The organism is Novosphingobium sp. KCTC 2891, from assembly GCF_025938155.1.
Classification (GTDB): Bacteria; Pseudomonadota; Alphaproteobacteria; order Sphingomonadales; family Sphingomonadaceae; genus Novosphingobium.
This window is the reverse complement of sequence record NZ_JAPCZG010000003.1, coordinates 116,539-141,767: the sequence shown is the minus strand read 5'-3', so window position 1 is coordinate 141,767 and position 25,229 is coordinate 116,539. Positions and strand designations below refer to the sequence as shown.

Annotated in this window: 21 protein-coding genes and 1 pseudogene; 9 read left to right on the top strand and 13 right to left on the bottom strand. The window is 67.6% G+C overall.

Annotation, left to right across the window (positions count from 1 at the left end):
• Positions 1-123: 123 nt before the first annotated feature.
• The 4 genes from OLX02_RS06905 to OLX02_RS06890 are packed head-to-tail and all read right to left on the bottom strand — an operon-like array spanning position 124 to position 5,654.
• Entirely contained in the window at positions 124-867 is a 744-nt protein-coding gene (locus OLX02_RS06905; protein ID WP_264421423.1) for an SDR family oxidoreductase, read from the bottom strand.
• A gap of 42 nt (positions 868-909) precedes the next feature.
• Positions 910-2,130: a cytochrome P450 gene (locus tag OLX02_RS06900; protein WP_264421421.1), complete on the bottom strand. Its 1,221-nt coding sequence runs from the start codon at positions 2,128-2,130 to the stop codon at positions 910-912.
• Position 2,131: 1 nt separating this feature from the next.
• Entirely contained in the window at positions 2,132-3,220 is a 1,089-nt protein-coding gene (locus OLX02_RS06895) for a nuclear transport factor 2 family protein (protein ID WP_264421420.1), read from the bottom strand.
• Between the two features lie 58 nt (positions 3,221-3,278).
• Entirely contained in the window at positions 3,279-5,654 is a 2,376-nt protein-coding gene (locus OLX02_RS06890) for a TonB-dependent receptor (RefSeq protein ID WP_264421419.1), read from the bottom strand.
• Positions 5,655-5,866: 212 nt separating this feature from the next.
• On the opposite strand from OLX02_RS06890, the gene OLX02_RS06885 reads away from it, so the two are divergent.
• The 8 genes and pseudogenes from OLX02_RS06885 to arsH all read left to right on the top strand — a co-directional run bounded on the left by OLX02_RS06885 (position 5,867) and on the right by arsH (position 10,691).
• Entirely contained in the window at positions 5,867-6,505 is a 639-nt protein-coding gene (locus tag OLX02_RS06885; RefSeq protein ID WP_264421418.1) for a TetR/AcrR family transcriptional regulator, read from the top strand.
• Positions 6,506-6,667: 162 nt separating this feature from the next.
• A pseudogene (locus OLX02_RS20185) lies at positions 6,668-6,826 on the top strand (calcium-binding protein); the annotation flags it as partial.
• 116 nt (positions 6,827-6,942) lie between these two features.
• On the top strand, positions 6,943-7,932 hold the full coding sequence (locus tag OLX02_RS06880) for a S8 family serine peptidase (RefSeq protein ID WP_264421416.1): 990 nt from the start codon (positions 6,943-6,945) through the stop codon (positions 7,930-7,932).
• Positions 7,933-7,988: 56 nt separating this feature from the next.
• Positions 7,989-8,333, top strand: a complete 345-nt coding sequence (locus OLX02_RS06875; protein WP_413630130.1) for an ArsR/SmtB family transcription factor — start codon at positions 7,989-7,991, stop codon at positions 8,331-8,333.
• Between the two features lie 25 nt (positions 8,334-8,358).
• On the top strand, positions 8,359-8,850 hold the full coding sequence (locus OLX02_RS06870; RefSeq protein ID WP_264421412.1) for an arsenate reductase ArsC: 492 nt from the start codon (positions 8,359-8,361) through the stop codon (positions 8,848-8,850).
• Positions 8,847-9,527 (top strand): aquaporin, encoded by a 681-nt coding sequence (locus tag OLX02_RS06865; RefSeq protein ID WP_264421410.1) that lies wholly within the window; start codon positions 8,847-8,849, stop codon positions 9,525-9,527. Before OLX02_RS06870 ends, OLX02_RS06865 begins: the two co-directional genes overlap by 4 nt.
• Positions 9,517-9,945 carry an arsenate reductase (glutaredoxin) gene (arsC, locus tag OLX02_RS06860; RefSeq protein ID WP_264421408.1) on the top strand — a complete coding sequence of 143 codons (429 nt, stop codon included), beginning with the start codon at positions 9,517-9,519 and terminating at the stop codon, positions 9,943-9,945. The genes OLX02_RS06865 and arsC overlap by 11 nt, the downstream gene beginning before the upstream one ends.
• Complete coding sequence (gene arsH / locus OLX02_RS06855) at positions 9,942-10,691, top strand: arsenical resistance protein ArsH (protein WP_264421406.1); 750 nt, start codon at positions 9,942-9,944, stop codon at positions 10,689-10,691. Before arsC ends, arsH begins: the two co-directional genes overlap by 4 nt.
• Here the strand turns inward: arsH and OLX02_RS06850 are convergent.
• From OLX02_RS06850 to OLX02_RS06810, 9 genes are all read right to left on the bottom strand, one after another.
• Positions 10,688-11,059 carry a hypothetical protein gene (locus OLX02_RS06850; RefSeq protein WP_264421404.1) on the bottom strand — a complete coding sequence of 124 codons (372 nt, stop codon included), beginning with the start codon at positions 11,057-11,059 and terminating at the stop codon, positions 10,688-10,690. The two genes, arsH and OLX02_RS06850, sit on opposite strands and share 4 nt — an antisense overlap.
• Positions 11,049-12,287: a TolC family protein gene (locus tag OLX02_RS06845; RefSeq protein ID WP_264421402.1), complete on the bottom strand. Its 1,239-nt coding sequence runs from the start codon at positions 12,285-12,287 to the stop codon at positions 11,049-11,051. The genes OLX02_RS06850 and OLX02_RS06845 overlap by 11 nt, the downstream gene beginning before the upstream one ends.
• Positions 12,287-12,586 carry a DUF3240 family protein gene (locus OLX02_RS06840; protein WP_264421399.1) on the bottom strand — a complete coding sequence of 100 codons (300 nt, stop codon included), beginning with the start codon at positions 12,584-12,586 and terminating at the stop codon, positions 12,287-12,289. Before OLX02_RS06840 ends, OLX02_RS06845 begins: the two co-directional genes overlap by 1 nt.
• Entirely contained in the window at positions 12,579-15,704 is a 3,126-nt protein-coding gene (locus OLX02_RS06835; RefSeq protein WP_264421397.1) for an efflux RND transporter permease subunit, read from the bottom strand. The genes OLX02_RS06840 and OLX02_RS06835 overlap by 8 nt, the downstream gene beginning before the upstream one ends.
• 38 nt (positions 15,705-15,742) lie before the next feature.
• Entirely contained in the window at positions 15,743-16,873 is a 1,131-nt protein-coding gene (locus tag OLX02_RS06830) for an efflux RND transporter periplasmic adaptor subunit (RefSeq protein WP_264421394.1), read from the bottom strand.
• Positions 16,874-16,927: 54 nt separating this feature from the next.
• Positions 16,928-17,935 (bottom strand): sensor histidine kinase, encoded by a 1,008-nt coding sequence (locus tag OLX02_RS06825; RefSeq protein WP_264421393.1) that lies wholly within the window; start codon positions 17,933-17,935, stop codon positions 16,928-16,930.
• Positions 17,932-18,609, bottom strand: coding sequence for a response regulator transcription factor (locus OLX02_RS06820; protein WP_264421391.1), 678 nt, complete (start codon positions 18,607-18,609; stop codon positions 17,932-17,934). Before OLX02_RS06820 ends, OLX02_RS06825 begins: the two co-directional genes overlap by 4 nt.
• A 91-nt stretch (positions 18,610-18,700) precedes the next feature.
• A complete protein-coding gene (locus OLX02_RS06815; protein ID WP_264421390.1) occupies positions 18,701-20,062 on the bottom strand; it encodes an ATP-binding protein in 1,362 nt (453 codons plus the stop codon).
• Entirely contained in the window at positions 20,059-20,718 is a 660-nt protein-coding gene (locus OLX02_RS06810) for a response regulator transcription factor (RefSeq protein ID WP_264421389.1), read from the bottom strand. The genes OLX02_RS06815 and OLX02_RS06810 overlap by 4 nt, the downstream gene beginning before the upstream one ends.
• Positions 20,719-20,865: 147 nt before the next feature.
• Here OLX02_RS06810 and OLX02_RS06805 point away from each other — a divergent pair, with 147 nt between their 5' ends.
• Positions 20,866-25,119: a choice-of-anchor L domain-containing protein gene (locus OLX02_RS06805; RefSeq protein ID WP_264421387.1), complete on the top strand. Its 4,254-nt coding sequence runs from the start codon at positions 20,866-20,868 to the stop codon at positions 25,117-25,119.
• Positions 25,120-25,229 lie beyond the last annotated feature (110 nt).

Here is a 25,229-nt window from a genome sequence, read left to right as displayed (position 1 = left end):
TCGTTGATCGCCGGAAAAACAATCCGGTTGGATTGTTTTATGACGGACAGTGCCGAGTCGGCGCAACCTGTCCGATGTGCCAGATGGGGGATCGCCTCGCGGCGCCCCCCCCCAATGGACGCGTCAGCCAGCGGTTTCGCCGTTGTCGATCACGATGTTGGTGCCGGTGATGTGGCGGCCATCGTCGCAGGCGAGGTAGAGCACCATGTTGGCGATATCGATCGGCTGGCCCATGCCGAAGTTCTGGATCTGGTCGAGCCCTGCCGCGTCCTGCGGCAGCTGCGCCAGTGCCTGCGCGGTCATCGGGGTGACGATCCCGCCCGGTGCGATGGAATTGCAGCGGATGCGGTTGCCCTGCTCCCGGCAGTGGATCGCGATGGAACGGGTCATGCCGATGACACCCGCCTTGGCACCAGCATAGGCGGGGATCGTGCTGATGCCCTTCATGCCGCCAACCGACGCCATGTTGATGATCGCACCGGAGCCGTCCTTGCTCATGTGCGGCAGCGCGGCCTGGCAGCCAAGGAAGGTGCCGCCCAGCATGACATCCACCTGGAGGCGAAACTCGTCGTAAGGTAGCGCCTCGATCGTGCCGAAGCGGACGAGGCCGGCGTTGTTCACCAGCGTATCGAGCCGGCCATAGGCCTTGATCGTTTCGGCCACGACTTCGTGCCAGCGGGCTTCATCGCGGACGTCGTGTTCGAGAAACAGGCCGTCCACTTCGGCAGCCACCGCACGGCCGAGATCGCCCTGCATGTCGGTGACTACAACTTTCGCGCCTTCGCGCGCCAGCACGCGCGCATCTTCGGCGCCAAGGCCCGAAGCCCCGCCGGTGATCAGCGCGACCTTGCCTTCCATCTTGCCCATGGGATCGTCCTTGTCATGTAAGGGGGCGAAAGCGCCCCGGGGTTAATCGGCCCAAGCCAGCGTCACGCGCCTGAGCGCGCCGACGATACCCGGCACGGGCGAAAGGTCCGCGTCTGCGCCCAGCGAAAAATCGGGAATGCGCCGGAGCCATTCCTCCAGCGTGACCGCCACTTCCTTGCGCGCCAGTTCCTGGCCGGGGCACAGATGCGGCCCACTGCCGAAAGCGGAGTGCGGTGCGCGGCGGCGGGCAAAATCGAGCGCCAGCGGATCGGGATTGAGGCTTTCGTCAAGCCCGTGGACCTGCGTGGGAATGCAGATCATGTCCCCGCCCTTCAGTGAAACGCCGTGGAAATCGGCGATGTCGTGACGCACCTCGCGCGCGATGGTGACAAGGCCGAAGCGGCGGAACAGTTCGTTCACCGCGGGCATGAGGTTGCCTTCCATCGCGGCAAGCTGCGCGCGCAGCGGCGGGTTCTGCGCCAGCTCGGCCATGACGAAGCCGAGGAAGTTGACCACGGTATCCACGCCAGCGATCAGCACCTGCGTCGATAGCTTGAGCGCCTCGTCGCGGGTCAGCCGGCGCGGCTCGCCGCCTTCCGGCTGGTCCATCAGCGCGGCCATCATGTTGCTCAGCATATCCTCGCCCGGATGGGCGCGGCGCTCGTCGACCACGGGAGCAAGGCGTTCGAAGAAGGCGGCCTTCGCTTCCTCGAACGTCATGTCCATTCCCGGCCGGGTCATGCACGAGGCCCAGTGGCGGATGGTCGGCGCCTCGCTTTCGGGCAGGCCGACCATGGCCATGAACACGCGGATCGGGAACACTTCGGCGTATTCGGTTGTGAAATCGCAGCGCCCTTCGGCGCGAAACCCCTCGATCAGGTCGATGGCGGTCTGGCGGATGCTGTCCCCCAGCCCGCGCACAGTCGCCGGGTTGAGATTGGCATTGAGCAGCGTGCGGTATGGCCGGTGCGCGGGCGGGTCGATGGTGGTGGGGATGAGGCCGTGGACCTCGCCCACCGACCGGGGCAGCACGATGATGCGCGAGGAAAAGCGCTCCGGGTCGGACTGCACGTCATGCAGCGCCTGACCCGAAAGCGCGATCCAGTGGCCTTCATTGCGCGGGGTCCACACCACGCCGGGGCTTTCGCCTTGCAGCTTCGCCCAGGCGCGGTGGAAACCGATCTCGCCTATCAAGGGCGGGGCATAGATATCGACATCGACGACGCGGTCTTGCGGAACGTGTGCGGGGATGCCGGTATCCATGTCAGGCGTCCACGCTGGCGTCGAGGCTGGCCCAGTGCGCGTAGACCGGGTCTTCCTTGCCAAAGCAGCCCCAGGTCTTGAGCGCTTCGTAGAAGCCGTCGCGCTGGAGCGTGCTGGCGTGCGTGGTGTTCCAGTCGGTGACGAAGGTGCGGTTGCGGATCAGCCACTTGCCGTCACGCTTGACGTAGCGATCGAGGTAGCGGCCGCCGGTCATCACATCGTGGCCGTTCTTGGTCATGTGCGCCAGCGCGTAGTGCTCGCCCACGGCTTCGTCGCCATTCACCTCTACCCATTCGTTGGCGACCGAGTGGAAGCACAGGTCCAGCTGGGTGCTGACGAAAGCGCAGATCTGCTCGGCGAACTCCGCACCGCTGCCGTTGATGACCCCGCTGATGACAACCGAATCATCGCTGAAGATCGATCCAAGAAGCGCGGCGTCAGCACGGTCCACGCCGCGGCCATAGGCCATGCACAGATCGTGGATCTCGGCGCGGGCGAGCGCATCGTGAAGCGCAGTATCGGTGCCGGTGGTGTTGGCGGTCGTCATGGTCTGGTTCCCCTTGGCGGAGGCGGCCGCTTCGGCGGCGTAGAGCGAAAGGACGGCGCGGCCGGCATCGGCGGCCTGCTTGGAACCTTGCGCGACATAGTGGGCAATGTCGGCCGAACCGTCACCGCGCATCGCGGTGTTGGGGCGGTTGGTGTTGCCCTCGATCACGTACTGGCGGTGCGTAAGGCGCCATTGCCCGTCGATGCAGGCGTGGCGGTCGAGATAGCGGCCCAGCACCATGCGCTGGGTCTCTGCATCCTCGACGTGCGCGATGACGTAGGATTCGGACACGGCGCGGTCGCCAGCGACCTTGATCCAGCAGTTGCTGGTGCGGTGCGTGGTTGGCGGCGCGGTCTTCTGCGCGTCGGCCAGAATGGCGACAAGCGTGGCCGCATCGCCCACGAAGAAGCCGTAATCGACGGTGGCGCCGGGATGATAGGCAGACCCGAGCAGGGTTGCATCACCACGGTCCACGCCGCGGCTATGAACCGCCAGCGTGTTGAGGATCTGGTGGCGGGCGACGAATTCGTCGGCAGTAAGCATTGAGCCTCCTGGAAAAAAGAACCCCGGCCGTTGCCGGCCGGGGTCAGGGAGGATGGGGTCAGTATTCGGCCTTGAACGATGCGCCGAACATGCGCGGCTGCGCGTAGTTGGTCAGGCCGATGGTGCCGGGGCTGTCGAACACCGAGTTGATGTAGCGGCTGTCGAGCAGGTTGGTCGCCCAGACGCCCACGGTGTAGTGATCGCCCACCTTCACATCGAAGTTCGCATTGACGATGTGCTGCGGCTGGATCGTCGAACGCGCGCTGGCGATGATCGATGTCAGCTGCTTCTGCCCGGTGTAGTTGTAAGTGGCGCTGAACCGGCCAGAGAGTTCGCCGCCCATCGGGAATTCGTAGGCGATGCTCGTGCTCGCGGTCCACTTCGGCGCGTTCTGGAGACGCTTGCCCTTGAGATCGAGCGTGGCGCCGGACGGCAGCAGGTAGTCAAACTTCGCATACGTGGCATCGAGGTAGGCCAGCGAGCCATTGATGGTGACGCCCTTGACGGGAACGACCGTCAGCTCGCTTTCGAAGCCCTTGATGTGCGAGGCGGCCGCGTTGAGGATCGTGTTGCCCTGAACGAGGTCGGCACCGGTGCCCTTGAAGTAGATCTGGGCCAGCTGCATCCCGCGGTAGTTGGTGTAGAACCCGGCAAGGTTGAAGCGCACGTGGCGATCAAACAGTTCGGTCTTCACGCCAGCTTCGAACGTATCGACCTTCTCCGGATTGTACGGCCCAAGGTCATCGGCGATGCCGATGCGGCCAGTGTAGCCGCCCGACTTGAAGCCGCGCGCCCAATATCCGTAGAGCATCACGTCATCGGTGGCCTTGTAGTCGAAGCCCAGCTTCCAGCCCACGTTGTTCCAGCTGCGCGTGCCGCGCGGCGGTGCCACCATGCCCGCACCGAACGGCACGGTGTTCGTGCCGTCGAGGTTGGAATAACCGGGCGTGCCGGGATCTTCCGCACCGGCCGTCAGCGCGGCCAGCCAGTTGGCGGTCGCCGTCGCGAGACGGGTCTCGGTCGAGGCGAGCATGCTGGTCTGCTCGTGCGTGTAACGGATGCCGGCCTGGAGACGCAGCCGGTCGGATACGTTGATGTAGCTCTGCGCAAAAGCTGAGATCGAGTGGTTGTCCTGATCCTGCAGGTTCTGCTGGAACAGGCCCGGCAGGCCCAGCACATACGTGCCGTCAGGATTGTAGGTCGCACCGCCCGCGAAGTTGATGCGCAGGTTCTGGTAGTGATCGTAGTGCGTCTTCAGGTAGAAACCGCCCACGGTGATGTTGCCGATATCGCCCAGCGAGACGTCAGTGCGCAGTTCCTGGCTGAACTGCCAACCCTTGGTGCCGCGCTTGGTGTCGATCAGCGGAACCGGTGTGCCGTCCTGGTCGGTGAACTCGAACAGCTTGAAGTGCTTGTAGCCAGTGATCGAGACAATGTCGCCGATTGCCGTGTTGGACAGCTTCATCGTCAGGCCCGCGCGGTAGGTGTCCATGTTGGACACGTCGGGCAGGTCGCCGTTGATGCCGCCGTCCTGGGCGGAATAATAGTGATCGGGCGCCGAGCAACGGCTGCCGGCCGGAAGGCACGGCGAACGGTACATGCCGAGGAAGCCCTCGGGGACGTATTCCGCCTCGCCCGGAAGATCGCCCGCGACCACGATCGGCGAGCCGTTGCGCGCACGATCGTATTCACCCGAGAGCGTCGCGTCGAAATCGCCCGCCGAATAACGCAGCGCACCGCGGAAGATGGTGACGTTGCGACGCCCCATGTCCTTGCCGGTCACCACGTTGGTGACGTAGCCATCGCGGCGGTCATGATTGACGCCAAGGCGCAGCGCGAGCCCTTCGCCCAGCGGCGCGTTGAGCACACCCGAGGCGGTCAGGTGGTTGTAGTTGCCATAGCTGAGGTTCACCGAACCGCCGAGCTTGTCCAGATCGGGCTGGCGGTTGACCACGTTGACGACGCCGCCGGTGGTGTTCGCGCCGAACAGCGTGCCCTGTGGGCCGCGCAGGATTTCGATGCGTTCCACGTCGAACAGGTCGAGCAGCGCGCCCATCGAGAAGTACTGCGGCAGGCCATCGACGACGATGCCGACGGTGTTGCCCGCATAGGGATCGGGCTCGATCACGCCGATGCCACGGATGGTGAAGACGGCGGTGTTGGGGGTGTTCGAGAAGGTGCCGATTTCCACGTTGGGAACCGCGCCCTGAAGCCCCTGGAGATTGACCGCGTGAGTCGATTCCAGCGTATCGGAGCCGATGGCGGCAACCGAGATGGGAACGTCCTGAAGGTTTTCAGCCTTCTTCTGCGCGGTCACGACGATTTCGGCGATGCCGCCGGTATCCTCGACAGGCGGCTCGGCAGCAAATGCCGGCGCAGCGAATGCCATCGCGGACAGCCCGCACAGCAATTGCATCTTGTGGTGCAGTTTCATTCGTTTCACTCCCCCTCGGACTGGCAAAACCAATCGCCGCCCGCCCTTGAACGGGCGGCTTCGTTTTCTTGTCGGACATAACAGTCCGCATGGATTGTTTTTCGCGCTTTTGAGGGGCAAGGCATACTGGACCTTTTATCAGGTCGGGGCGCCGTGATGGTTTTGAAGAGGTTCTGGGGGTTCAATTGACGCGTTCCACGATGCAGCAGCGAATGCTGAACGCTCTGATGCCGGCGGATCTGGCCAGCGATCCGCAGAGCCGACAGGCACAGAAAAGTACGCGTACGCGGCTCAAGCTGATCGAGGCGGGCATCGAGTGTCTGCTGGAAGGTGGCTACGCCGGCCTCACCACGCACAAGGTGGCCGCGCGCACCGGCATTTCGCGCGGCGCGATGCAGCATCACTTCCCCGCGCGCACCGATCTTGTCGGGGCCGTGGTGGAGCACGTGTTCTATGAACGGATGCGCCTGTTTCTCGACGATTATCTGGCCGAAGTCGCGCGCGCAGGCGAGGACCGCGTGATCGAGATCGCCACCGACGCACACTGGCGCAGCGTGCAGACTCGCGAATATGCCGCCTATGTCGAACTGGCCGTCGCGGCCCGCAGCGACGACGACCTGCGCGTGCACTTCGAGCCGGCCGCACGCCGATACGATCAGGTATGGGTCTCGGAAATGATCGAATCGTTTCCGCAATGGCGCGACCGCTGGGAAGCGATGAAACTGGCCAACGACCTGACCGTGGTGGCGCACATGGGTCTGCTGCTGCAAGGCCCGGTGATGGGCGAGGACCGCGTCACCCGCATCAACACATTGATTTCACAGGTCCTTGCCGGCCTTCACCGGCAGTAGTGCCGGTTATTGCCCGCAAAAAATTCGCCGCATCGTCTTTTTTCGATCGGAGCCATGGGAATAAGCGCCGCGAGGGGGCGTTCTGGGAGAAGCATCCACCAACTTCTCCCGGGCTCGCCATGATGATGCGGCGGGGAGAAGTCTTCTGACCGGAGTTCCCGCATGGCGACTTTCAACGGCACCTCCGTTGCCGACACGCTGATCGGCACCGATCTTGACGACGTTCTCTATGGCGCCGCCGGCAGTGACATTCTCAAGGGCCTGGGCGGCAATGACCGGCTCAATGGCGGGACCGGTGCCGACACGATGTATGGCGGGCTGGGCAACGATATCTACACCGTCGACAACGTGGGCGACAAAGTGGTCGAAAACGCCGGCGAGGGTATCGACACCGTCAGGAGCAGCATCAGCTACACGCTGGGCGCCAATGTCGAGTGGTGGCCGGCGAACTTCCCGAAGAAGCACTGGCGAAGCTCGAACAAGCCAGCTTCCGCGTCATCGAGCGCAAGGACCTGGCCGCCTTGGGAACGCGGATCATCCGCCTTGCCGCGCCGCGCAGGCTTTCCACCCGCGCCGCCGTGGAACAGGTCAGGGCGGAAGCGCCTTCGGCCACCATCGACTTCGACCATTACTATGGGCTTCGCGTGGCGGCGCGCTCGCGCCCCAGAAAGATCAAGGGCGCGGGAGAGGGGCAACCGCCCGACCCCGCCGGTTTCCCCGTGGGCGTGATCGACACAGCGGTCACCGCCCACCCCGCGCTGGGCGCGGCACGGATCGTGGCATGGCCGCGGGGCGCGCGGGACGGCGATGCGACCGCCTCCGGCAAGGACGCCCAGCATGGCACGGCCGTCGCCTCGATCCTGGCGGCACGCGGCGCAGCGACCATCTACACCGCCAATATTTTTCGCGGCTCGGCCGGGCGGCCGTTCACGTCGATCGATATCGTCGCCGATGCGCTTGAATGGATGCTGGGCAACGATGTGCCGGTCATCAACATGAGCCTGGCCGGCCCTCGCAACGCCATTCTGGACCGGCTGGTGGCGGCAGCCGGTTTGCGCGGACGGATGATCGTGGCGGCAGCCGGCAACAGCGGACCTGCGGCGCCCCCGGTCTTTCCCGCGGCGCTTCCCGGCGTGATCGCGGTGACGGCAGTGGACCGCGACGGCCGGATCTATCGCTATGCCAACCGGGGCACCTACATCGCCGTCGCCGCGACCGGGGTGGACGTGACCGCCGCGCAGGCCGGCGGCGGGGTGGCGCGGTTTACGGGCACCTCGTTCGCGACACCGGTGGTCTCGGCGATCCTTGCCCGCTGCCGCGCGCGGCAGGGCAGTCCAAAAGACTGCGCCGAGCGGCTCAAGGCGAGCGCGCACGATCTGGGCAAGCCCGGCTTCGACGACACTTTCGGCTATGGCCTGGTGGGCTGAACACGGGCGCGATTGACTCGATTCCATATTTCCATGATAATCGAAATATGGAATCGATGACTGCCGATCAGGTCGTACGCGCGCTTGGCGCGCTGGCGCAGGAACACCGTCTCGCGGTGTTCCGCCTGCTGGTGCAGGCGGGCGCGGAAGGCGTGGCCGCAGGGCAGCTGGCCGAACGATTGGGCATCGCGCCATCATCGATGAGCTTCCATCTGGCCCAGCTTTCGCACGCCGGCCTTGTCGCGCAGGCGCGGCACGGGCGCTCGATCGTCTATTCCGCCAACTACGGCGCGATGAACGGGCTGATGGGCTACCTGACCGACAATTGCTGCAACGGCGTGCCCTGCACCGATGATGCGATGTGCGCCGATGCGGCCTGCGAGGAACGCGGCGCCGCCTGACGGCGCCAGACGTGGGGGGAAAAACATGAACGTCTTGGTGCTGTGCACCGGGAATTCGGCACGGTCGATTCTCGGCGAGGCAATCTTCAACCAGCTTGGTCAGGGACGGATCAACGCTTTCAGCGCCGGCAGCAAGCCCAAGGGCGTCCCGCATCCGGGCGCGTTGCGGCTGCTTGGCCGGCGGGGGATCGACACGACCGGCTTCCGGTCAAAGAGCTGGAACGAATTCACCGGTCCGGACGCGCCGCGCATCGACCTCGCCATCACGGTCTGCGGCAATGCCGCGGGGGAAACCTGCCCGGTATTCATCGGCGCGCCGATCAAGGCACACTGGGGCCTGCCCGATCCTGCCGACGCGACCGGCAGCGAGGGGGAGGTGGACGCCGCCTTCGAGGCGACCTGGACCGCATTGGAAGCACGGGTGCGCGCCCTTCTGGCGCTGCCGTTCGAGACGATCGACCGCCCCTTCCTGCTGGACCACCTTGCCGAGATCGGCCGGATGGAGGGCGCGGCGTGAGGCACGCAATCGCCGCAGAGGCGGTCGGCAGCTTCCTGCTGTTCGCCACCGTGGTCGGTTCTGGGATCATGGCGGAAAGCCTTGCCGGCGGGAACGTGGCGGTGGCGCTGCTGGGCAATACGGTGGCGACCGGGGCGATGCTCTATGTCCTCATCACCATGCTCGGCCCGATTTCCGCCGCGCAGTTCAACCCTGCAGTCACGCTGGTGTTCTGCCTGCGGAGCGAACTGGGCACCGGGCAGGCGATCGGCCATGTCGCGGCGCAGCTGATCGGCGGTATTGCCGGGGTCTGGGCGGCGCACGTGATGTTCGATCTGGACGTGCTGCAATTCTCCACCAAGGTGCGCACCGGCAGCGGACAGTGGGCGGGCGAGTTCATCGCCACGTTCGGCCTGCTGCTGACCATCCTGGGCACGCTGCGCCACCAGCCTGCCTCCGTGCCGGCCACGGTCGCGCTCTATATCACCTCTGCCTACTGGTTCACTTCTTCCACCAGCTTCGCCAACCCGGCAATCACCGTGGCGCGCGCGCTCTCCGATACGTTTGCCGGCATCGCGCCCGCCAATGTGCCGGGCTTCATCGCCGCGCAGCTTGCCGGCGCGCTGGCAGCGCTGGCCACCGCGAAACTGCTGTTCGACGACCCCGCCCTGCCGCAGGAGCCTGCACGTGACGCCTGATATCGTGATCTACCACAACCCCGAATGCGGCACGTCGCGCAATGCGCTGGCCATGATCCGCAATGCCGGGATCGAGCCGCACGTGGTGGAATATCTCAAGACGCCGCCTTCGCGCGCCATGCTGGAAACGCTGATCGCGCGCGCCGGGATCGGTGCCCGCGCGCTGCTGCGCGAGAAAGGCACGCCCTATGCCGAGCTTGGCCTTGCCGACGAGACGCTGGACGACGCCGCGCTGATCGACGCGATGATGGCACACCCCATCCTGATCAACCGGCCCCTGGTGGTCTCGCCGCTGGGCGTGAAGCTGTGCCGCCCTTCGGAGGAAGTGCTCGATCTTATGCCGCAGGGCCAGCAGGGCGCTTTCGCCAAGGAGGACGGCGAGCAGGTGGTCGATGCCGCCGGGAACCGCCTGGCATGAGCGCCCTGCCCCACACCCGCCTGCGCCCGCTGGCCGATCCCGATCACCTGCCGGCGCTGAAGCCCGAATTTGCCCACCGCCGCCCGGCGTTGGGCCTGGGCGAGATGGACCCGCCGCCGCGCGTGCTGCTGCTCTATGGATCGCTGCGAGAGCGGTCCTATTCGCGGCTGGCGGTGGAGGAAGCGGCACGGCTGCTGCGCTATTTCGGCTGCGAGACGCGGATCTTCGACCCGTCGGACCTGCCCCTGCCCGACCAGGTGGACGGCGACGACCACCCGGCAGTGCACGAACTGCGCGAACATTCGCTGTGGTCCGAAGCGCAGGTGTGGTGCAGCCCGGAACGCCACGGCCAGATCACCGGCATCATGAAGACCCAGATCGATCACCTGCCGCTGGCCTTCAAGGGAATGCGCCCCACGCAGGGCCGCGCGCTGGCGGTGATGCAGGTCAGCGCGGGATCGCAGTCTTTCAACAGCGTCAACTCGCTGCGCATCCTGGGCCGCTGGATGCGGATGTTCACCATCCCCAACCAGTCGAGCGTGGCCAAGGCCTATGAGGAATTCGACGAGGCCGGACGGATGAAGCCTTCCAGCTACTACGACCGGATCGTGGACGTGATGGAGGAATTGGTCCGCTTCACCGTGCTGCTGCGGCCCCATGCGGAGCAGTTGGTGGACCGCTATTCCGAGCGGGTCGACGCGGGCCGTCCGGTCAGCGATGCGGCGGAGATTCTCGCCAGCATCTAACGGCGCTGTCCCGCGTGCTGCGGCCGGAACGTGACGATGAACGGGCCGGTGGCAGTCGAGGGCGACAGCGAGGCGTAACACGCCCGGACCGACAGGCGTGCGTCGCAGCGCCCCGCGCCGAGTTCCCCGCCTGCCCCAGGCGCACTGACGACCAGAGTGCCTTCGATCACCTTGGCCGTGCGCACGGTGTGGCGCACCGATGCGCGCACGGTCAGCCGCTTGCCGGTGCGATAGACCTGCGGCGCGGTCACGATCACGCCGGAATCCCCTCCGACCGTGACGGGCAGGGCCGTGCGCTCCATGCTCATGCAGCCGCCGAGGAAGAACAGGCCGGCCATCGCGGCAAGGGCCGGTCGATCATTCCGCATCGTCGGCGCTCATCCAGATGACATGCGCGTCGATCTGCAACTTCATCAGCGCACGGATCGCGTCGGTGCGCGCGGCGATCTCCATGCGCCGCGCATCGCCGGCAAGGCGGCGGGCGAGAAGCGCATCGGACAGGTCGACCGCCCCGAGTTCGTGCCCGCGCGCGGTGCGGATGGCTGCGGCTTCAGCGGACTGGGCCGAGGCGGCGAGCCTTTCCCATGCCGCCGTCCGGTCGCGCGCGGCGGAGCGGTCGGCATCGGCGGTCGCCTCCACCGCGCGGCGCACTTGCGCGAGATCGAGCAGCCCGGCGCTGGCTTCCGCCCCGGCCTGTTCTGCGACCGCCTTGCGATAGCCGCCGCCCAGCGGGATCGACAGGACCAGCCCGCCGCCGCGCTCCATGCCGCTGCGTTCGCTGAACGCGCGCAGGCCGATGGTGGGATCGGCCATCCGGTCCCGCCGCGCGCGCTCTGCCAGCGTGCCAAGGCGGGCGGCATCGCGGTCCGCAGCGCGGATCTCGTGGCTGCGGGCGATCACCAGATCGCGCAGCGCACCCAGATCCTGCGCGGGGAGCTGCGGCGTGCCCAGCGCGGGCGGCTCCGGGGGTAGCGGCAGGTCGGGGAACGTGGCGGAAAGGACGGCGTGCGCCTGCTCACGGTCGGCCAGCGTGCCGGCGGCAAGGCCGCGCGCCTGATCGAGCGCGGCACGGGCCTGATCGACATCGAGCAGCGCCGCATCGCGCAATTGCGCGCGGCGCTCCACGGCGTGCAACGCCTGTTCGAGCAGAGCCACATTGGCGAGATCGGTTCGGCGCAATTCGCCGGCGGACAGCCAATCGAACCACAGCTGCGACAGCAGCAGCGCGGCCTGGTGGCGGGCGTCCTCCATGCGGTTCTGCGCCACTTCGACCCCCAGCGCGCCGGCCTTGCGATCGAGCGCGGCCTTGCCCGGCAGGCGGAACGCGCGCGAAACGGTGCCGTCGAATTCGCTGTAGCGGCGCTCGTTGGTGACATCGCGCACGATGTAGCTGCCACTGAGCAGGACTTCATGCGTGCCCTTGCGCAGCATGGTCGCCCCCGCCCGCGCCGCATCGACGCGCGCGCCGGCGGCGGTGACGCCGGGATAGTTGTCCAGCACGGCGACGACGGCCGGTTCAGGCGGCAGGTTGTCTGCCGCGGCAAGCACGGGGCTTGCACTACCGAGCAGCAGCGCGAGAACGGCAAGCCGGCGCATCAGGCAATCCTTCCACTGTGTGCGACGGGCACCGCGATCCAGCGCACGGGCGAGCGGCGGCGGGCGCGTTCGACGGCCGCGACCAGCGCGCCGCGCATCTCTTCGTCGGCGACCAGGACGATGGCCGTGCGGCGCAGCGAGCCGCTGACCTGCTCCGCAGCGCCGGCGTCGCCGAAATCGCGGCCGAGCACGTCCTCGTCACGGCGGTGGATCGGCACGGCGACCACGGCACGCAGCGCGGTGCAGATCGCATCGCGGTCCGCCGTGGCGCAGTGGAAGGTATAGGCAAGGTTAGCCATGCACCGGACTTTCTTTGGAAGCGCTTTCGTTGGAGACGCCGTCGGTGGGCGCATCGTCGCGTTCGTCGCGGCTTTCGCCGAAGCGCTCGAACAGGATGGGCAGGAGGATCAGCGTGAGCAGCGTCGAGGTGACAAGGCCGCCGATCACCACGATGGCCAGCGGACGCTGGATTTCGGAGCCGGGGCCGCTGGCGAACAGCAGCGGGACAAGGCCGAAAGCGGTGATGCTGGCGGTCATCAGCACCGGCCGCAACCGGCGTTCGGCACCGAGCCGGACCGTCTCGGCCATGGAGCGGCCTTCGTAGCGCAGCTGGCGGAAGTAGGCGACGAGCACCAAGCCGTTGAGCACCGCGATGCCGAGCAGCGCGATGAAGCCGACCGAGGCCGGAACCGACAGGTATTCGCCCGACAGCCACAGCGAGACCACGCCGCCGACCATCGCGAAGGGAATGTTCGCAAGGATCAGCGTGGCCGCGCGCAGCGAGCGCAGCGTGCCCAGCAGCACGAAGAAGATCAGCAGCAGCGCCGCCGGGATCACCAGCATCAGCCGAGCGGACGCGCGCTGCTGGTTCTCGAACTGGCCGCCCCAGACGAGGCGATAGCCCGCCGGCAGCCTTATATCGCGCGCCACGTTGGCCTTCGCTTCCTCGACATAGCCGACAAGATCGCGGCCCGAGACGAAGGCCTGCACCATGGCGAAGCGCGAGCCGTTCTCGTGCTCCAGCTTCACCGGGCCTTCGGTGCGGCTGACCCGCGCCATGTCGCTGACGCGGGCGAGCGTGCCGCCCGGCGTCATCATCTGCAGGTCCGCGAAGCGCGCCGGATCGCTGCGCAGGGCATCGTCACCCCGGATCATGATCGGCACGCGGCGCTGTCCCTCGGCAACGACGCCGGCGGGCATCCCTTCGACCTGCGCGCGCAGGGCATCCTGCATCTGGTCCACCGGCATTCCGAAGCGGCCGGCGGCAAGGCGGTCCACGTCGAGCTGGAGATAATCGACGCTGTCGTTGGCAACGGTGAGCACTTCGGTCGCGCCGCGCACGCTAGACAGCGTATGGCGCACCTTCCCCGCAAGATCGGCCAGCACGGCGCGGTCGGGGCCGAAGATCTTGACCGCGAGATCGCCGCGCGCGCCGGTCAGCATTTCGGACACGCGCATTTCGATGGGCTGGGTGAAGCTGGCCTGGATGCCGGGCAGCCCTTCCACCGCCTTGCGCAGTTCGGCCACGACGAAGTCCTTGTTCCCGCGCCATTCGGACTGGGGCTTCAGGCGGACGAAGCTGTCCGTCTCGTTGAGGCCCATCGGGTCCAGCCCAATCTCGTCCGAGCCGACGCGGGCGATCACGTCCTGCACTTCGGGCACGCGGTGCAGTGCGCGCTGCACGGCCATGTCGCCTTCCAGCGACTTCGCCAGATTGATCGAGGGCAGCTTGGTCAGCTGGACGATGACGGAGCCTTCATCCATCGTGGGCATGAACGTCTTGCCCACCGCGCCATAGGCAAGGACTGCGAGCAGCAGGCCCGCGCCCGACAGCGCATAGACCATGCGGCGGCGGTCAAAGGCGCCGGCCAACAGGGCACGGTAACGCGGGGTAAGCCAGCGCATGATCCAGGGTTCGCCATGATGCCCGGCCTTCAGGCCCAGCGAGGCAAGCACCGGCACCAGCGTGAGCGCGAGCAGCAGCGAGCCGGCGAGGGCGAAGACGATGGTAAGCGCGACGGGGGCGAACAACTTGCCTTCCAGCCCCTGCAATGAAAGCAGGGGCAGGAAGACAAGCGCGATGATGACGATGCCCGCCGAAACCGGCACGGTCACATCGCTGGTGGCGCGAAAGACGGTGTGCAGCCGTGGATGGCCGTCCTCGCGCGCTGACTGGAGCCGTTCGACGACGTTCTCGACCACCACGACCGCGCCATCGACAAGCATCCCGATGGCGATGGCGAGGCCGCCCAGGCTCATCAGGTTGGCCGAAAGCCCGGCCATGCCCATGAACAGGAAGGTCATGAGCGCCGCCATCGGCAGCGTGACGGCGACGATGGCCGCGGCGCGCCAATCGCCCAGGAACACCACGAGCAGCACGATGACCAGCAGCGTCGCTTCGAGCAGCGCTTCCTCCACCGTGCCGACGGCGCGCCCGATCAGGTCGGAGCGATCGTAGAACACGTCGATCTTCGTGCCCGGCGGAAGGCCTGCCTGCACTTCGGCCAGCCGCGCCTTCACGCCATCGACCACCTGCCGCGCATCGGCACCGCGCAGGGCAATGACCAGCCCTTCGACCGCCTCGTCCGCGCCGTTCTTGGTCACCGCGCCATAGCGGGTAAGGCTGCCGGTGCCGACCTGCGCCACATCGCCCAGCCGCACCACGCGGCCATCGCGGCTGGCAATGACCAGCGCCTGCAAGTCCTCCACCGACCTGATCGCGCCGACGGAACGAACGATGAGCGATTCCTCGCCGCTGGTGAGGCGGCCCGCGCCGTCGTTGCGGTTGCCCGCCTCGATCGCGGACTTGATGTCGGCGATGGACAGGCGCACCGCCGCGAGCGCCGCCGGATCGGGCCGCACTTCAAACGTGCGGACGAAGCCGCCCAGCGCGTTGACGTCGGCCACGCCCGGCACGGTGCGCAGCGCCGGACGGATCGTCCAGTCGAGCACTTCGCGCTTCTGCTGGAGCGAGAGCGGGCCTTCGATGGTAAACATGAACACGTCGGACAGCGGCGTGGAAATGGGCGCGAGGCCGCCGCTGACCGAACCCGGCATATTGGCCATCACGCCCGAAAGCCGTTCGGCCACCTGCTGGCGCGCCCAGTAGATGTCGGTGCCGTCGGCGAAGTCGATGGTCACGTCGGCGATGGCGTATTTCGCGGTCGAGCGCAGCACCGTCTGTCCAGGGATGCCGAGCATCTCCATCTCGATCGGGGTGATGACGCGGCCTTCGACTTCCTCGGGCGTCATTCCCGGCGCCTTGAGGATCAGCTTGACCTGCGCCTGGGCGATATTGGGATAGGCATCCACCGGCAGGCGGATGAAGGCCCAGGCGCCCAGCCCTGCCACGACAAGCGCGAGCGCCAGCACCAGCAGGCGATAGGACAGGGCATGGGCGACGAGTTTGTTCAGCATGGCGCGCAGCTCGGTTCGAGGGTCGGTTGGACTGGCCGTCAGTTGGTCTGGGCGAGCGCCTTGAGCGCGCTCGTGCCCGAAACCACCACCTTCTCCCCGGCGCGCACGCCCGACAGCAGGACCACGGTGCTGGCGTCGCCGCCGGCGGAGCGCACCTTGCGCACCGCATACCCCTTCGGCCCGGCAACGAAGACCGCGTCGTCCGATCCGATGCGGGTCAAAGCGGAGGTTGGCACGGTGACCGCCCCGGCCGGGGCAGGCCCAAGGACGGTCACCGTGGCCGCCCGCCCCGCGATCGCGCCCGGCCCGGCGGGGATTTGGGCCTTGAGCGTCGCGGAGCGGGTCATCGGATCTATGGTCGTGCCGACGGCGGTGACGGTGCCGACGCTGTCGCCCACGCGCAAACCCATGCCGGGGCGCAGCGTGCCGACCAGCCGTTCGGGCACTTGCGCCACGATCTCGTAGCGGCCCTCGGCATCGATCACGAACGGCGCCGACGTGCCATCCACGGGGCTGCCGGCGAGAATGTCGGCCTTGGTCACCCGGCCCGCAATCGGCGCGCTGAGCGTGTAGGTGCCGCTGCCGCCATGGCCGCCGACCATGCGCAGGATGCGCGCCTTTTCCGAAACGTCGGCGCCGGCCTCGGCCGCCAGCGCACGGGCTTCGTCGGCGCGGCCGCCGGCGATGATGCCTTCGCGGCTGAGCTGAGAGAGGCGCGCCGCGCTCGACCGGGCAACGCCGAGCCGCGCATTGGCGCGGGACAGATCGGCACCGAGCGTCAGCACATCACGGCTGGCGACCGTGGCCAGCGGCTGCCCCGCCCGCACGGCATCGCCTTCGACCACAAACGTACGCAAGACGACGCCCGGTAGCGTGGCTGGCACGGCCACGCGCGCATTGGGCGGGGGCGCGATAGTGGCGGGAAGATCGGCGAGGGGCGCCTCGCCCGCGGCCTTCGCCTCGGCCAGCACGATCCCCAGCGCCTGCGCCTTGGCAGGTTCGACCAGCAGCATGCCGGCGGCGGGCTTCGGTGCGGCAGCCTTGGACTGCGGCTGTTCCGCCTGTTGCAGCTGCCCCGATTGTTCGGACTTCGACGCCAGCACCCACCAGCCGGCGGCGGCAAGCGTGACGGCGGCGGTGGCTGCAAGCAGAACGCGATCTTGTTTCATGAACAGCGGGTTAGGGCACCCGCCTGACAGCAACCTGACGGCGGCAAGCTATCGTTAAGGAAACTGCATCACGATTTCGCGCGCTTCGAAATCGGTGGCGAGGCAGCCGCCGTGGGCGGCCATGATCCGGTCCGCGATGGCAAGGCCCAGCCCCGCGCCTTCGGCGCTGGGATGATCCGCACGTTCGTGCCGCCGGACCAGCCGGGCGAGCTGTTCGGGCCGTAGCCCCGGCCCATCGTCCCCCACGCGGATCACCGCCCCGGGCCCGCAGGTGATGCGCACCGTGGTTCCCGCAGGGGCGGCACGCGCCGCGTTTTCCACCAGGTTGCGCAAGGCAGCGCCCACCGCCTCGCGGTGGCCATGCACCTCGCCCGGATGCCCCAGCATTTGCAGTTCGATCCGCCGCCCGCCGGCGATCACCTGCGGCGCGGTCAGGCTGACGATATCCTCCGCCAGCGCATCCAGCGCAAAGGCCGTGGCGGGGAGCGGCGCAGTCGCCTCGGCATTGACCTGTGCCAGCAGGAGCAGCTGGTCGATCAGCCGGCGCATCGCCATGATCTCGCCTCGCAGCCGCGCGGAATCGACCGGTCCCGGCCGCTCCAGTTCCATCGCCACAATGGTCAGCGGCGTGCGCAGTTCGTGCGCGACATCCGAAGCAAATGCCTCCTGCTGTGCGGCGGTCTCGTCCAGCCGGGCGAGCAGGCGATTCATCGCTTCGACGAACGGCAGCGCCTCGGCGGGAAAATCATCGGTCTCCACCCGCACCCCGCGCTCCGCGCGCGTCGCCTCGATCGCGGCGGCGGCGCGCGACAAGGGCTGGAAGGCGCGCCCGATGAACCAGTTGGTGGCGAGCAGCGTGGGCGCAAGGACCACGAGGATCGGCAGGCCGACGTGCTCGATCATTTCCTTCCACGCCGCGCGCAGTTCCTGCGGTCCCGCCAGATCGGTGAGCGTGATGCGGTATTCGATGAACACGGCCGCGCAGAGCGTGATCGTGGCGAACAGGCCGATCAGCAGGAGGCCGAGCGCAAGACGCCCCTTTACCGATCCACCAAGGTTCATGGCGCGCGCTCCTCCAACAGATAGCCCAGGCCGCGGATGGTATGCAGCATGTGGCGCGCGCCGTTCTCGTCCAGTCGCCGCCGCAGACGCGAGACCACCGCATCGACAGCGTTGGGCGAGACTTCCTCGTCGAAGCTGTAGAGCGCGTTCTCGATCTGCTGGCGGCGCACGACCGAGCCGGCATGGCGCATCAGCAGTTCGAGCAGGCCGACCTCGCGCCGAGTGAGTTCCAGTGGAACGCCGTCGATCCAGGCGCGCTGCGCAGCCGTATCGAACCGGAGCGGACCCACCTCCACCAGCGTATCCGCCCGCGGTCCGGGGCGGCGCAGCAGGGCGCGCAGACGAGCGGCGATTTCCTCGGTCTCGGCCGGCTTGACCAGATAGTCGTCCGCCCCTGCATCGAGGCCGCCCACCCGGTCGTTGAGCGCCCCGCGCGCGGTCAGCATCAGCACCGGCACCGAGAAACCGCCACGCCGACGCGCTTGCAGCCACAGGCGGCCATCGCCGTCGGGCAGGCCAAGATCGAGCAGGATGGCATCGAAACTGGCGCTGGCGAGCGCGGCGTCGGCATCGTCCAGCGATCCGGCGGTGTCGCAGGTCATGCCCTTGCGGGCGAGCGCGTCCGCGACCAGCGATGCCAGCCGCGCATTGTCCTCTACGATCAACAGCCGCATGGCGTGCCTCCAACCGGCCGTGCATTGGCGCGCCAACCTGACGCGGTCCTGACGCGAGGCCAGGATGCGGGGTCAAGAGGGGTGGGCACGATCAGGACGACGGCGCTGCGAGCGGGAACACGACCTCGCACTCCAGGCCGCCTTCGAGCCGGTTGCGCAAGGCGACCCGCGCGCCGTGGCTGAGCGCGATCTGCTTGACGATGGACAGGCCCAGCCCGGTGCCTTCGGCGCTGCCGCCGGGGAAACGGGTGAAGCGCTCGAACGCGAGATCGAGCTTGCCGGGCGGAAGCCCCGGGCCGTTGTCGACCAGTCGCAGCACCGGTTCGCCCGCCTGCGTGCGGTCCACCTCTATCAGGATCCACCCGCCTGCGGGAACGTGGCGAACCGCGTTTTCAAAGAGGTTGCGCACCAGCATCGCCAGCGCATCGGCATTGCCCGAGACGGTGACACCCGCCGCGATCCGAGCTTCGACATCGTGCCCACGCGTGAGCGCGCCGCCCGCCAGATCCTGCGCCACGCGCGTGGCGAGGTCGGAGAGATCGACCGGCGCGAAGCGCGACAGGCCCGATTGCAGGCGCGAAAGCAGCAGCAACTGCTCGATCACGGCGGTGGCGCGGTCGGTCGCCTCGACCAGTGCAGCGGCCTGGTGCTCCTGCCCCGCGACACCGGACAGCGCCTGCTGGACCAGCTGCGCGCGGGTCTTGAGGATCGCCAGCGGGGTGCGCAGTTCATGCGCGGCATTGTCGGAGAAGGCCCGCTCGCTGCGCAGCGCCGCCCCGAGCCGGCCCAGAAGATCGTTCACCGCATCGACCAGCGGCGCGATTTCCTGCGGGATGACGTCTCCTTCCAGCGGGGAAAGATCGTCCTCGTGCCGTGCGCGAATGCCCTGCGATATGCGGTCGAGGGGCCGGAGCGCGCCGGCCACGCGATAGGAGGCGATCATGCTGACGGCGAGGACCAGCAGCAGCAGCGGCCCCGCCACACTGGCGCCCATCCGCCACATCATGCTGTCGCGGACAGCGGCCGGCTCTGCCACTTCGACCAGGATCGGAAGCTGCGGATCGCGCATGACGTAGCGCCGCCATGGCCGGCCCTGCAAAGCCACGTCGGCAAAGCCCGGCGCGGGCGCCCACTTGCCCGCCTGCGGCAATGCGCCCGCGACCGTCATTACCCGGTCACCCGACCAGATGCGGAAGCCGATACCCTGTGCGCGCAGTTCGCCCAGCGCGCCGGATTCGGCGTTGTGGATCGTGCCCAGCTGTTCGCCTTCCGCCGCTTCGTGGAGCGACAGGGTCAACAGGAACGCGGCCTCCTGCTGCATGGCGTGATCGCGCAGGATGGCGATCGTGCGGCGCGCCGACAGCAGGCCCGAGCCGGCCGCGACGGCCAGCGCCACCAGCATCGGCAGCACGAGCGCGCCCAGCGTCGCGCGGCGAAGGGAATAGAGCTTCATGCGTTTCGGGGCATGACATAGCCCAGCCCGCGCATGGTGACGATCATGTCGTGCCCGATCTTGCGGCGCAGGCGCGAGATATAGACTTCGACGGTGTTGCTCTCGATCTCGGCGTCGAGGTCGTAGAGGTGCTGCTCGATCTGCGCCTTGCTCACCACGCGGCCATGGTGGATCAACAGCAGGTCCAGCACCGCCAGTTCGCGCGCGGAAAGCAGCAATGGTTGCCCGTCCAGCGTAACCGTGCGCGTGGCCGGTTCATAGGTGAGCGGGCCGTGCCGGATCACCGGCGAGCCGGAGCCACGCAGGCGGCGCATGATCGCCTCGCACCGAGCGATCAGTTCGGGCAGGTCGAACGGCTTGACCAGATAGTCGTCCGCGCCGCTGTTCAGCCCCGCCAGCCGGTCGTCCAGCTCGCCCCGCGCGGTCAGGATCAGCACCGGGATCATGTTGCCGCGCCGCCGCTCCGCGCGCAGCAGGTCAAGTCCGGAGCCGTCGGGCAGGCCAAGGTCGAGCACCATGAAGTCATGCCCGCCGACGCGCAGCGCGACTTCGGCATCGGCAAGGTTGCGCACCCATTCGACGCGGAAATGCGGCTCGAGCCCTTCGGCGATCGCCGCGCCCATCATCTGGTCGTCTTCGACCAGCAGTGCCCCCATGCCACGCTCCCCTGCCCCGCCAACGGCGGCGATTTCAGCCCCGTGTCAGCATCGCGATCTATAGCCCGGCCGCCGTCACCAATCCACGTCGCGCATGTTTCGCGTCCGGGTGGTTCGCTTGCAGACGGCGGAGAGGGACTGGAAATCATGACGAGCACGCCGTTCACTGTCTGGTCGGGCACCAATCTCGGCGGGCTGGTCGATACATTCCTTGGAACGAATTCAGGCATTTCCGTCGACACGGGCAGCATCACGCTGAGCGCTTCGGGTGCGGACGCGGTCAATCTCTATGACGGTTCGCTGACCGCGCTGGGCATCGGTTCGGGCCTGCTGCTGACCTCGGGCACCACGCCCGGCACGGTCAACACGGTGAGCTGGTTCGGGCAGGACAACACGGTCTATGCCGCCGATGGCACCGCCACGAACTTCAACAACGGCAATCCGCTGATCGATTCGGTGGTCAACACCGTGTTCCAGACGCAGTCCTATGACGCGACCACGCTGTCGTTCAATTTCACCGTCAGCGATCCCGCCGCCACCTCGGTCAGCTTCGACCTGGTGTTCGGTTCGGACGAATATCCCGAATGGGTCGACCAGTTCGTCGATTGCGCGGTGATCGTGGTCAACGGCGTGAACTATGCGCTGTTCAACCATGATCCCAAGGCGCCGCTTTCGGTGATCGGGCCGAACCTTGCGGCAGGCTATTTCCAGGACAATGCCGGCAACGTCCTGCCCATCGAATACGACGGCGTCAGCCACGTGCTGAAGATCGTCGCCCCGATCAACGCGGGCCAGGTCAACTCGATCACCATCGGCATCGCCGATACCGGCGACCATGTCTACGACAGCGGTCTCGTCATCTCGAACATGACGGCGGGCACCACCCCCGGTTCGGGCGTGGTGCTGACGCCCAACGTCCCCGCGACCGAGGGCAACGACGTGGTCACCGGCAGCGTCGCCGATGAACTCATCAGCCTGCTGGGCGGCGACGACATCGCCTATGCCGGCGGCGGCGACGACATCGTCGTGGCCGGGGCGGGCAACGACAAGGTCTATGGCGGATCGGGCAACGACACGCTGGAAGGCGATGGCGGCAACGACCTGCTCGACGGCGGCGACGGCACGGCCAATGTCGCGGTCTATGCCGGCAAGTCCACCGACTTCACCGTCAGCATCGATGCGGCGACAGGCCATGTCAGCGTGACCGACCACGGCAGCGACAGCAACGACGAAGGCACCGACACGCTGGTCGCCGTCCAGCAGATCCGCTTTTCGGACGGCCTGTTCGACGTGACCGCCGGCGGCCTTGTCGCGCATGTCGATGGCGGCACCATCATCGATACGCCGGGAATGGTGACGCTGGCCGGCGTGGCCCTGCCCGGCCATGCCCTGACCGCGATCGTCACCGATCCCGATGGCCTGCCGGCCGATCCGGCAGCGGTCGCCTACCAGTGGCTGGTTTCGAGCGACGGCGTGAACTGGACCGACACCGGCATGACCGGCAAGACGTTCGCCCTGTCCGAAGGCGATGCGGGCAAGCAGGTCATGGCGACCGCAAGCTATGTCGATGGCCTTGGCACCAGCGAGTTCGTGGCTTCGGGCGCGCTCGCCGTCGCCGCGCCGACCGGCGGGCTGGCGATCGAGCTGATGACGCTGGCGACGCCCGCGGGCGGCTCCGTTGCCGATCCGCTGACCACGCTGCTCAAGAATGCGGCCGACCTTGGCTTCACTCCCGCCACTGCCGAAATCGCGATCAAGGCCGCGCTGGGCCTGCCCGACGTGGACCTGCGCACCTACGATCCCTATGCCGCGCTGGTCGCGAACCCGACCGACGCCGTGGCCGTCAAGGTGATGCAGGTCGCCGCGCAGGTCGCCATGGCGGCGTCTATCTCCGATCCGACCGGTTACAACCTCGCGCTCGCGGTGATCGGCGCGGCGGACAAGGGGCAGGTGCTGAACCTGGCCGACAAGGCCACGCTCGACACGCTGCTCGCCGGCACCGACGCGTCGCTGTTGTCCATCGTCGAGGGCCTGAACAAGGACATGGGCGACACGCACAGCCTGTCCGCGATCAAGCTGGTGTGGAACGACTACTGCGGCCAGACCGACCAGCTTTCGCCCTATATCGGCCATCTCGAAACGCTGAGCGTCCACATCAACCAGGCGCCCGTGGGATTTTCCGCCGCCGCGCTGGCCGATGGCGTGCAGGATGTGCCTTATACCATCCTCGCCTCCGACCTGCTGGCGGGCTTCGCCGATCCGGAGGGCAGCACCCTCGCCATTGCCGCGCTTTCGGCGGACACCGGCACGCTGGTGGACAATCTGGACGGCACCTACACCTTCGTGCCCGCGCCGGGATACAGCGGCCCGGTCGAACTGGCCTTCACCGTCAGCGATCCGGAAGGCGCGACCAAGGCCGGATCGACCATGCTGATCATCGACGCGGCGCCGGCGGGTGACACCGCGCCGCCCGTCGCCACCCTCACCAGCGACAGCACCGGGATCGCCAACGGTGCCATCGGCTTCACGCTGTCGTTCAGCGAGGACGTGACCGGCGTGGATGCCAGCGCGTTTGCGGTAACGAACGGCACGATCGTTTCTGTCAGCGGCACCGGCAGCACTTTTGCGGTCGTGGTCGCCCCCGCTGCGGGGATCGAGGGCGACGTGACGCTGGCGCTGGGCGCCGGGACCGTCACCGACCTTGCCGGCAACGCCAACGGCGCCGGTGCCGCGGCAACGCAGGCGGTGGACACGCTCGCCCCCGATGCCGCGATCAGCTACGTCGGCCCGGCCATCGCGACCGGTCCGGTCAGCTATGCCGTAACCTTCACCGAGGCGGTGACGGGTCTTGAAGCAAGCGACTTCGTGGCCGTGAACGGCACCGTAACCTCCGTGAACGGCACCGGAACGGCCTGGATCGTGACCGTCACGCCGGACGCGGACGTTGAAGGCAAACTCTCGCTTGCCCTGCCGAGCGGCGCGGTGAGCGACCTTGCCGGCAACGCCGGAACGGGAGCGGTCGCACTTCCGGTGAAGGTGGATACGCGCGCGCCCACCGTCACCAGCTTCTCCCCGGCAGACGGCGCGGCCGCGGTCGCCACCACCGCCAACATCGTGGCGACCTTCTCCGAGGCGATTGCCGCCGGCAGCGGCACCATCGCTCTCCACCTCGACACGCCCGGCGGCGCCATCGTCGAAACCTTCGACGCGGCGACCAGCGGCCGGCTGCAATTCTCTGGCTCCACGCTGATCATCGATCCGGTCGCTACCCTGGCCGAAGGAACGCATTATTACGTCACCTTCTCCGCCGGCAGCGTGACCGACACGGCGGGCAATGCCTTTGCCGGAACCTCGAGCTATGACTTCACCACCGTGGCGCCTCAGCCGCTGGTGCTGGTGGGCACGGCCGGGGTGGACGTGCTGGTCGGCGGCGCGCTGGATGACAGCCTCAACGGGCTTGCCCTGATCGACAAGCTCGATGGGCGGGGTGGTTCCGATACCTATGTGATCGGCCTTGCGGGCGACCACCTGGGCGCAGAAATCAACGACACCAGCACATCGGGCACCGACACGGTCAGCTTCACCGCGACCACGGCCTCCACGCTCACGCTATTCGCCGGTGATACCGGGCTGGAAGTGGCCAGCGTGGCGGCGGGAACCGTTGCCCTGTCGATCAACGCTTCGCTGGTGCAGAATGGCCTGTCGCTGATCGGTAACGCGGGTGCCAATACGCTGACAGGCACGGCCTTTGCCGACGTGCTCATGGGCGGCGCGGGCAACGACGTTCTTGCCGGCGGCAACGGCATCGACACCGCGTCTTATGCAGACATGACCGGCGCGGTCACCGTCAGCCTTGCGCTGACCAAGGCGCAGGCGACCGGCGCGGCGGGCAGCGACACGCTGACCTCCATCGAAAACCTGATCGGCGGCAGCGGCAACGACGTGCTGACCGGCAACACCGCCGCCAACCGGATCGACGGCGGCGCGGGGGCTGACAGCATCGACGGCGGATCGGGCAACGATGCGCTACTGGGCGGAGCAGGCGCCGACACGCTGGTGGGCGGCGCGGGCGCGGACAGCCTGACCGGCGGCGCCGGCGCGGATCTGTTCGTGTTCAAGGCCACGTCCGAAAGCGGCGTCACCGCCAACGATGCGATCCTGGACTTCAGCCGCACCGATGGCGACCGGATCGACCTGCGCCTGATCGATGCGGTCGCGGGCGGCAAGGACAACGCCTTCGCCTTCGTGAGCGCCTTCACGCACGTGGCGGGCCAGCTGGCCGCCTCGGTCTCGGGCGACCACTACCTCGTGCAGGGCGATCTCAACGGCGATGCGGTGGCGGACTTCGCCATCGCCGTGTGGTCGACCGCCCCGCTCGGCGCAGCCGACTTCGTGCTCTGAGTTGCGCGGCCCCGGCATGGCGGTTATCAATCGCTGCACCGGGGCGCAGCAACCTCCCGGTCAGGCGCCAGCCCAAGTGTTGCCTGGAAGCCCGCGTTTGTGCGGGCCCA

What these genes read in the sequence shown, in the direction of transcription:
- OLX02_RS06870 (WP_264421412.1), top strand. Translation starts at nt 8,359, where the DNA reads ATGAACGTCTTGGTGCTGTGCACCGGGAATTCGGCACGGTCGATTCTC.
- OLX02_RS06885 (WP_264421418.1), top strand. Translation starts at nt 5,867, where the DNA reads ATGCTGAACGCTCTGATGCCGGCGGATCTGGCCAGCGATCCGCAGAGC.
- OLX02_RS06850 (WP_264421404.1), bottom strand. Translation starts at nt 11,059, where the DNA reads ATGCGGAATGATCGACCGGCCCTTGCCGCGATGGCCGGCCTGTTCTTC.
- OLX02_RS06815 (WP_264421390.1), bottom strand. Translation starts at nt 20,062, where the DNA reads ATGAAGCTCTATTCCCTTCGCCGCGCGACGCTGGGCGCGCTCGTGCTG.
- OLX02_RS06875 (WP_413630130.1), top strand. Translation starts at nt 7,989, where the DNA reads ATGACTGCCGATCAGGTCGTACGCGCGCTTGGCGCGCTGGCGCAGGAA.
- OLX02_RS06825 (WP_264421393.1), bottom strand. Translation starts at nt 17,935, where the DNA reads ATGAACCTTGGTGGATCGGTAAAGGGGCGTCTTGCGCTCGGCCTCCTG.
- OLX02_RS06820 (WP_264421391.1), bottom strand. Translation starts at nt 18,609, where the DNA reads ATGCGGCTGTTGATCGTAGAGGACAATGCGCGGCTGGCATCGCTGGTC.
- OLX02_RS06900 (WP_264421421.1), bottom strand. Translation starts at nt 2,130, where the DNA reads ATGGATACCGGCATCCCCGCACACGTTCCGCAAGACCGCGTCGTCGAT.
- OLX02_RS06830 (WP_264421394.1), bottom strand. Translation starts at nt 16,873, where the DNA reads ATGAAACAAGATCGCGTTCTGCTTGCAGCCACCGCCGCCGTCACGCTT.
- OLX02_RS06810 (WP_264421389.1), bottom strand. Translation starts at nt 20,718, where the DNA reads ATGGGGGCACTGCTGGTCGAAGACGACCAGATGATGGGCGCGGCGATC.
- OLX02_RS06905 (WP_264421423.1), bottom strand. Translation starts at nt 867, where the DNA reads ATGGGCAAGATGGAAGGCAAGGTCGCGCTGATCACCGGCGGGGCTTCG.
- OLX02_RS06895 (WP_264421420.1), bottom strand. Translation starts at nt 3,220, where the DNA reads ATGCTTACTGCCGACGAATTCGTCGCCCGCCACCAGATCCTCAACACG.
- OLX02_RS06835 (WP_264421397.1), bottom strand. Translation starts at nt 15,704, where the DNA reads ATGCTGAACAAACTCGTCGCCCATGCCCTGTCCTATCGCCTGCTGGTG.
- OLX02_RS06805 (WP_264421387.1), top strand. Translation starts at nt 20,866, where the DNA reads ATGACGAGCACGCCGTTCACTGTCTGGTCGGGCACCAATCTCGGCGGG.
- OLX02_RS06845 (WP_264421402.1), bottom strand. Translation starts at nt 12,287, where the DNA reads ATGCGCCGGCTTGCCGTTCTCGCGCTGCTGCTCGGTAGTGCAAGCCCC.
- OLX02_RS06890 (WP_264421419.1), bottom strand. Translation starts at nt 5,654, where the DNA reads ATGAAACTGCACCACAAGATGCAATTGCTGTGCGGGCTGTCCGCGATG.
- OLX02_RS06840 (WP_264421399.1), bottom strand. Translation starts at nt 12,586, where the DNA reads ATGGCTAACCTTGCCTATACCTTCCACTGCGCCACGGCGGACCGCGAT.
- arsH (WP_264421406.1), top strand. Translation starts at nt 9,942, where the DNA reads ATGAGCGCCCTGCCCCACACCCGCCTGCGCCCGCTGGCCGATCCCGAT.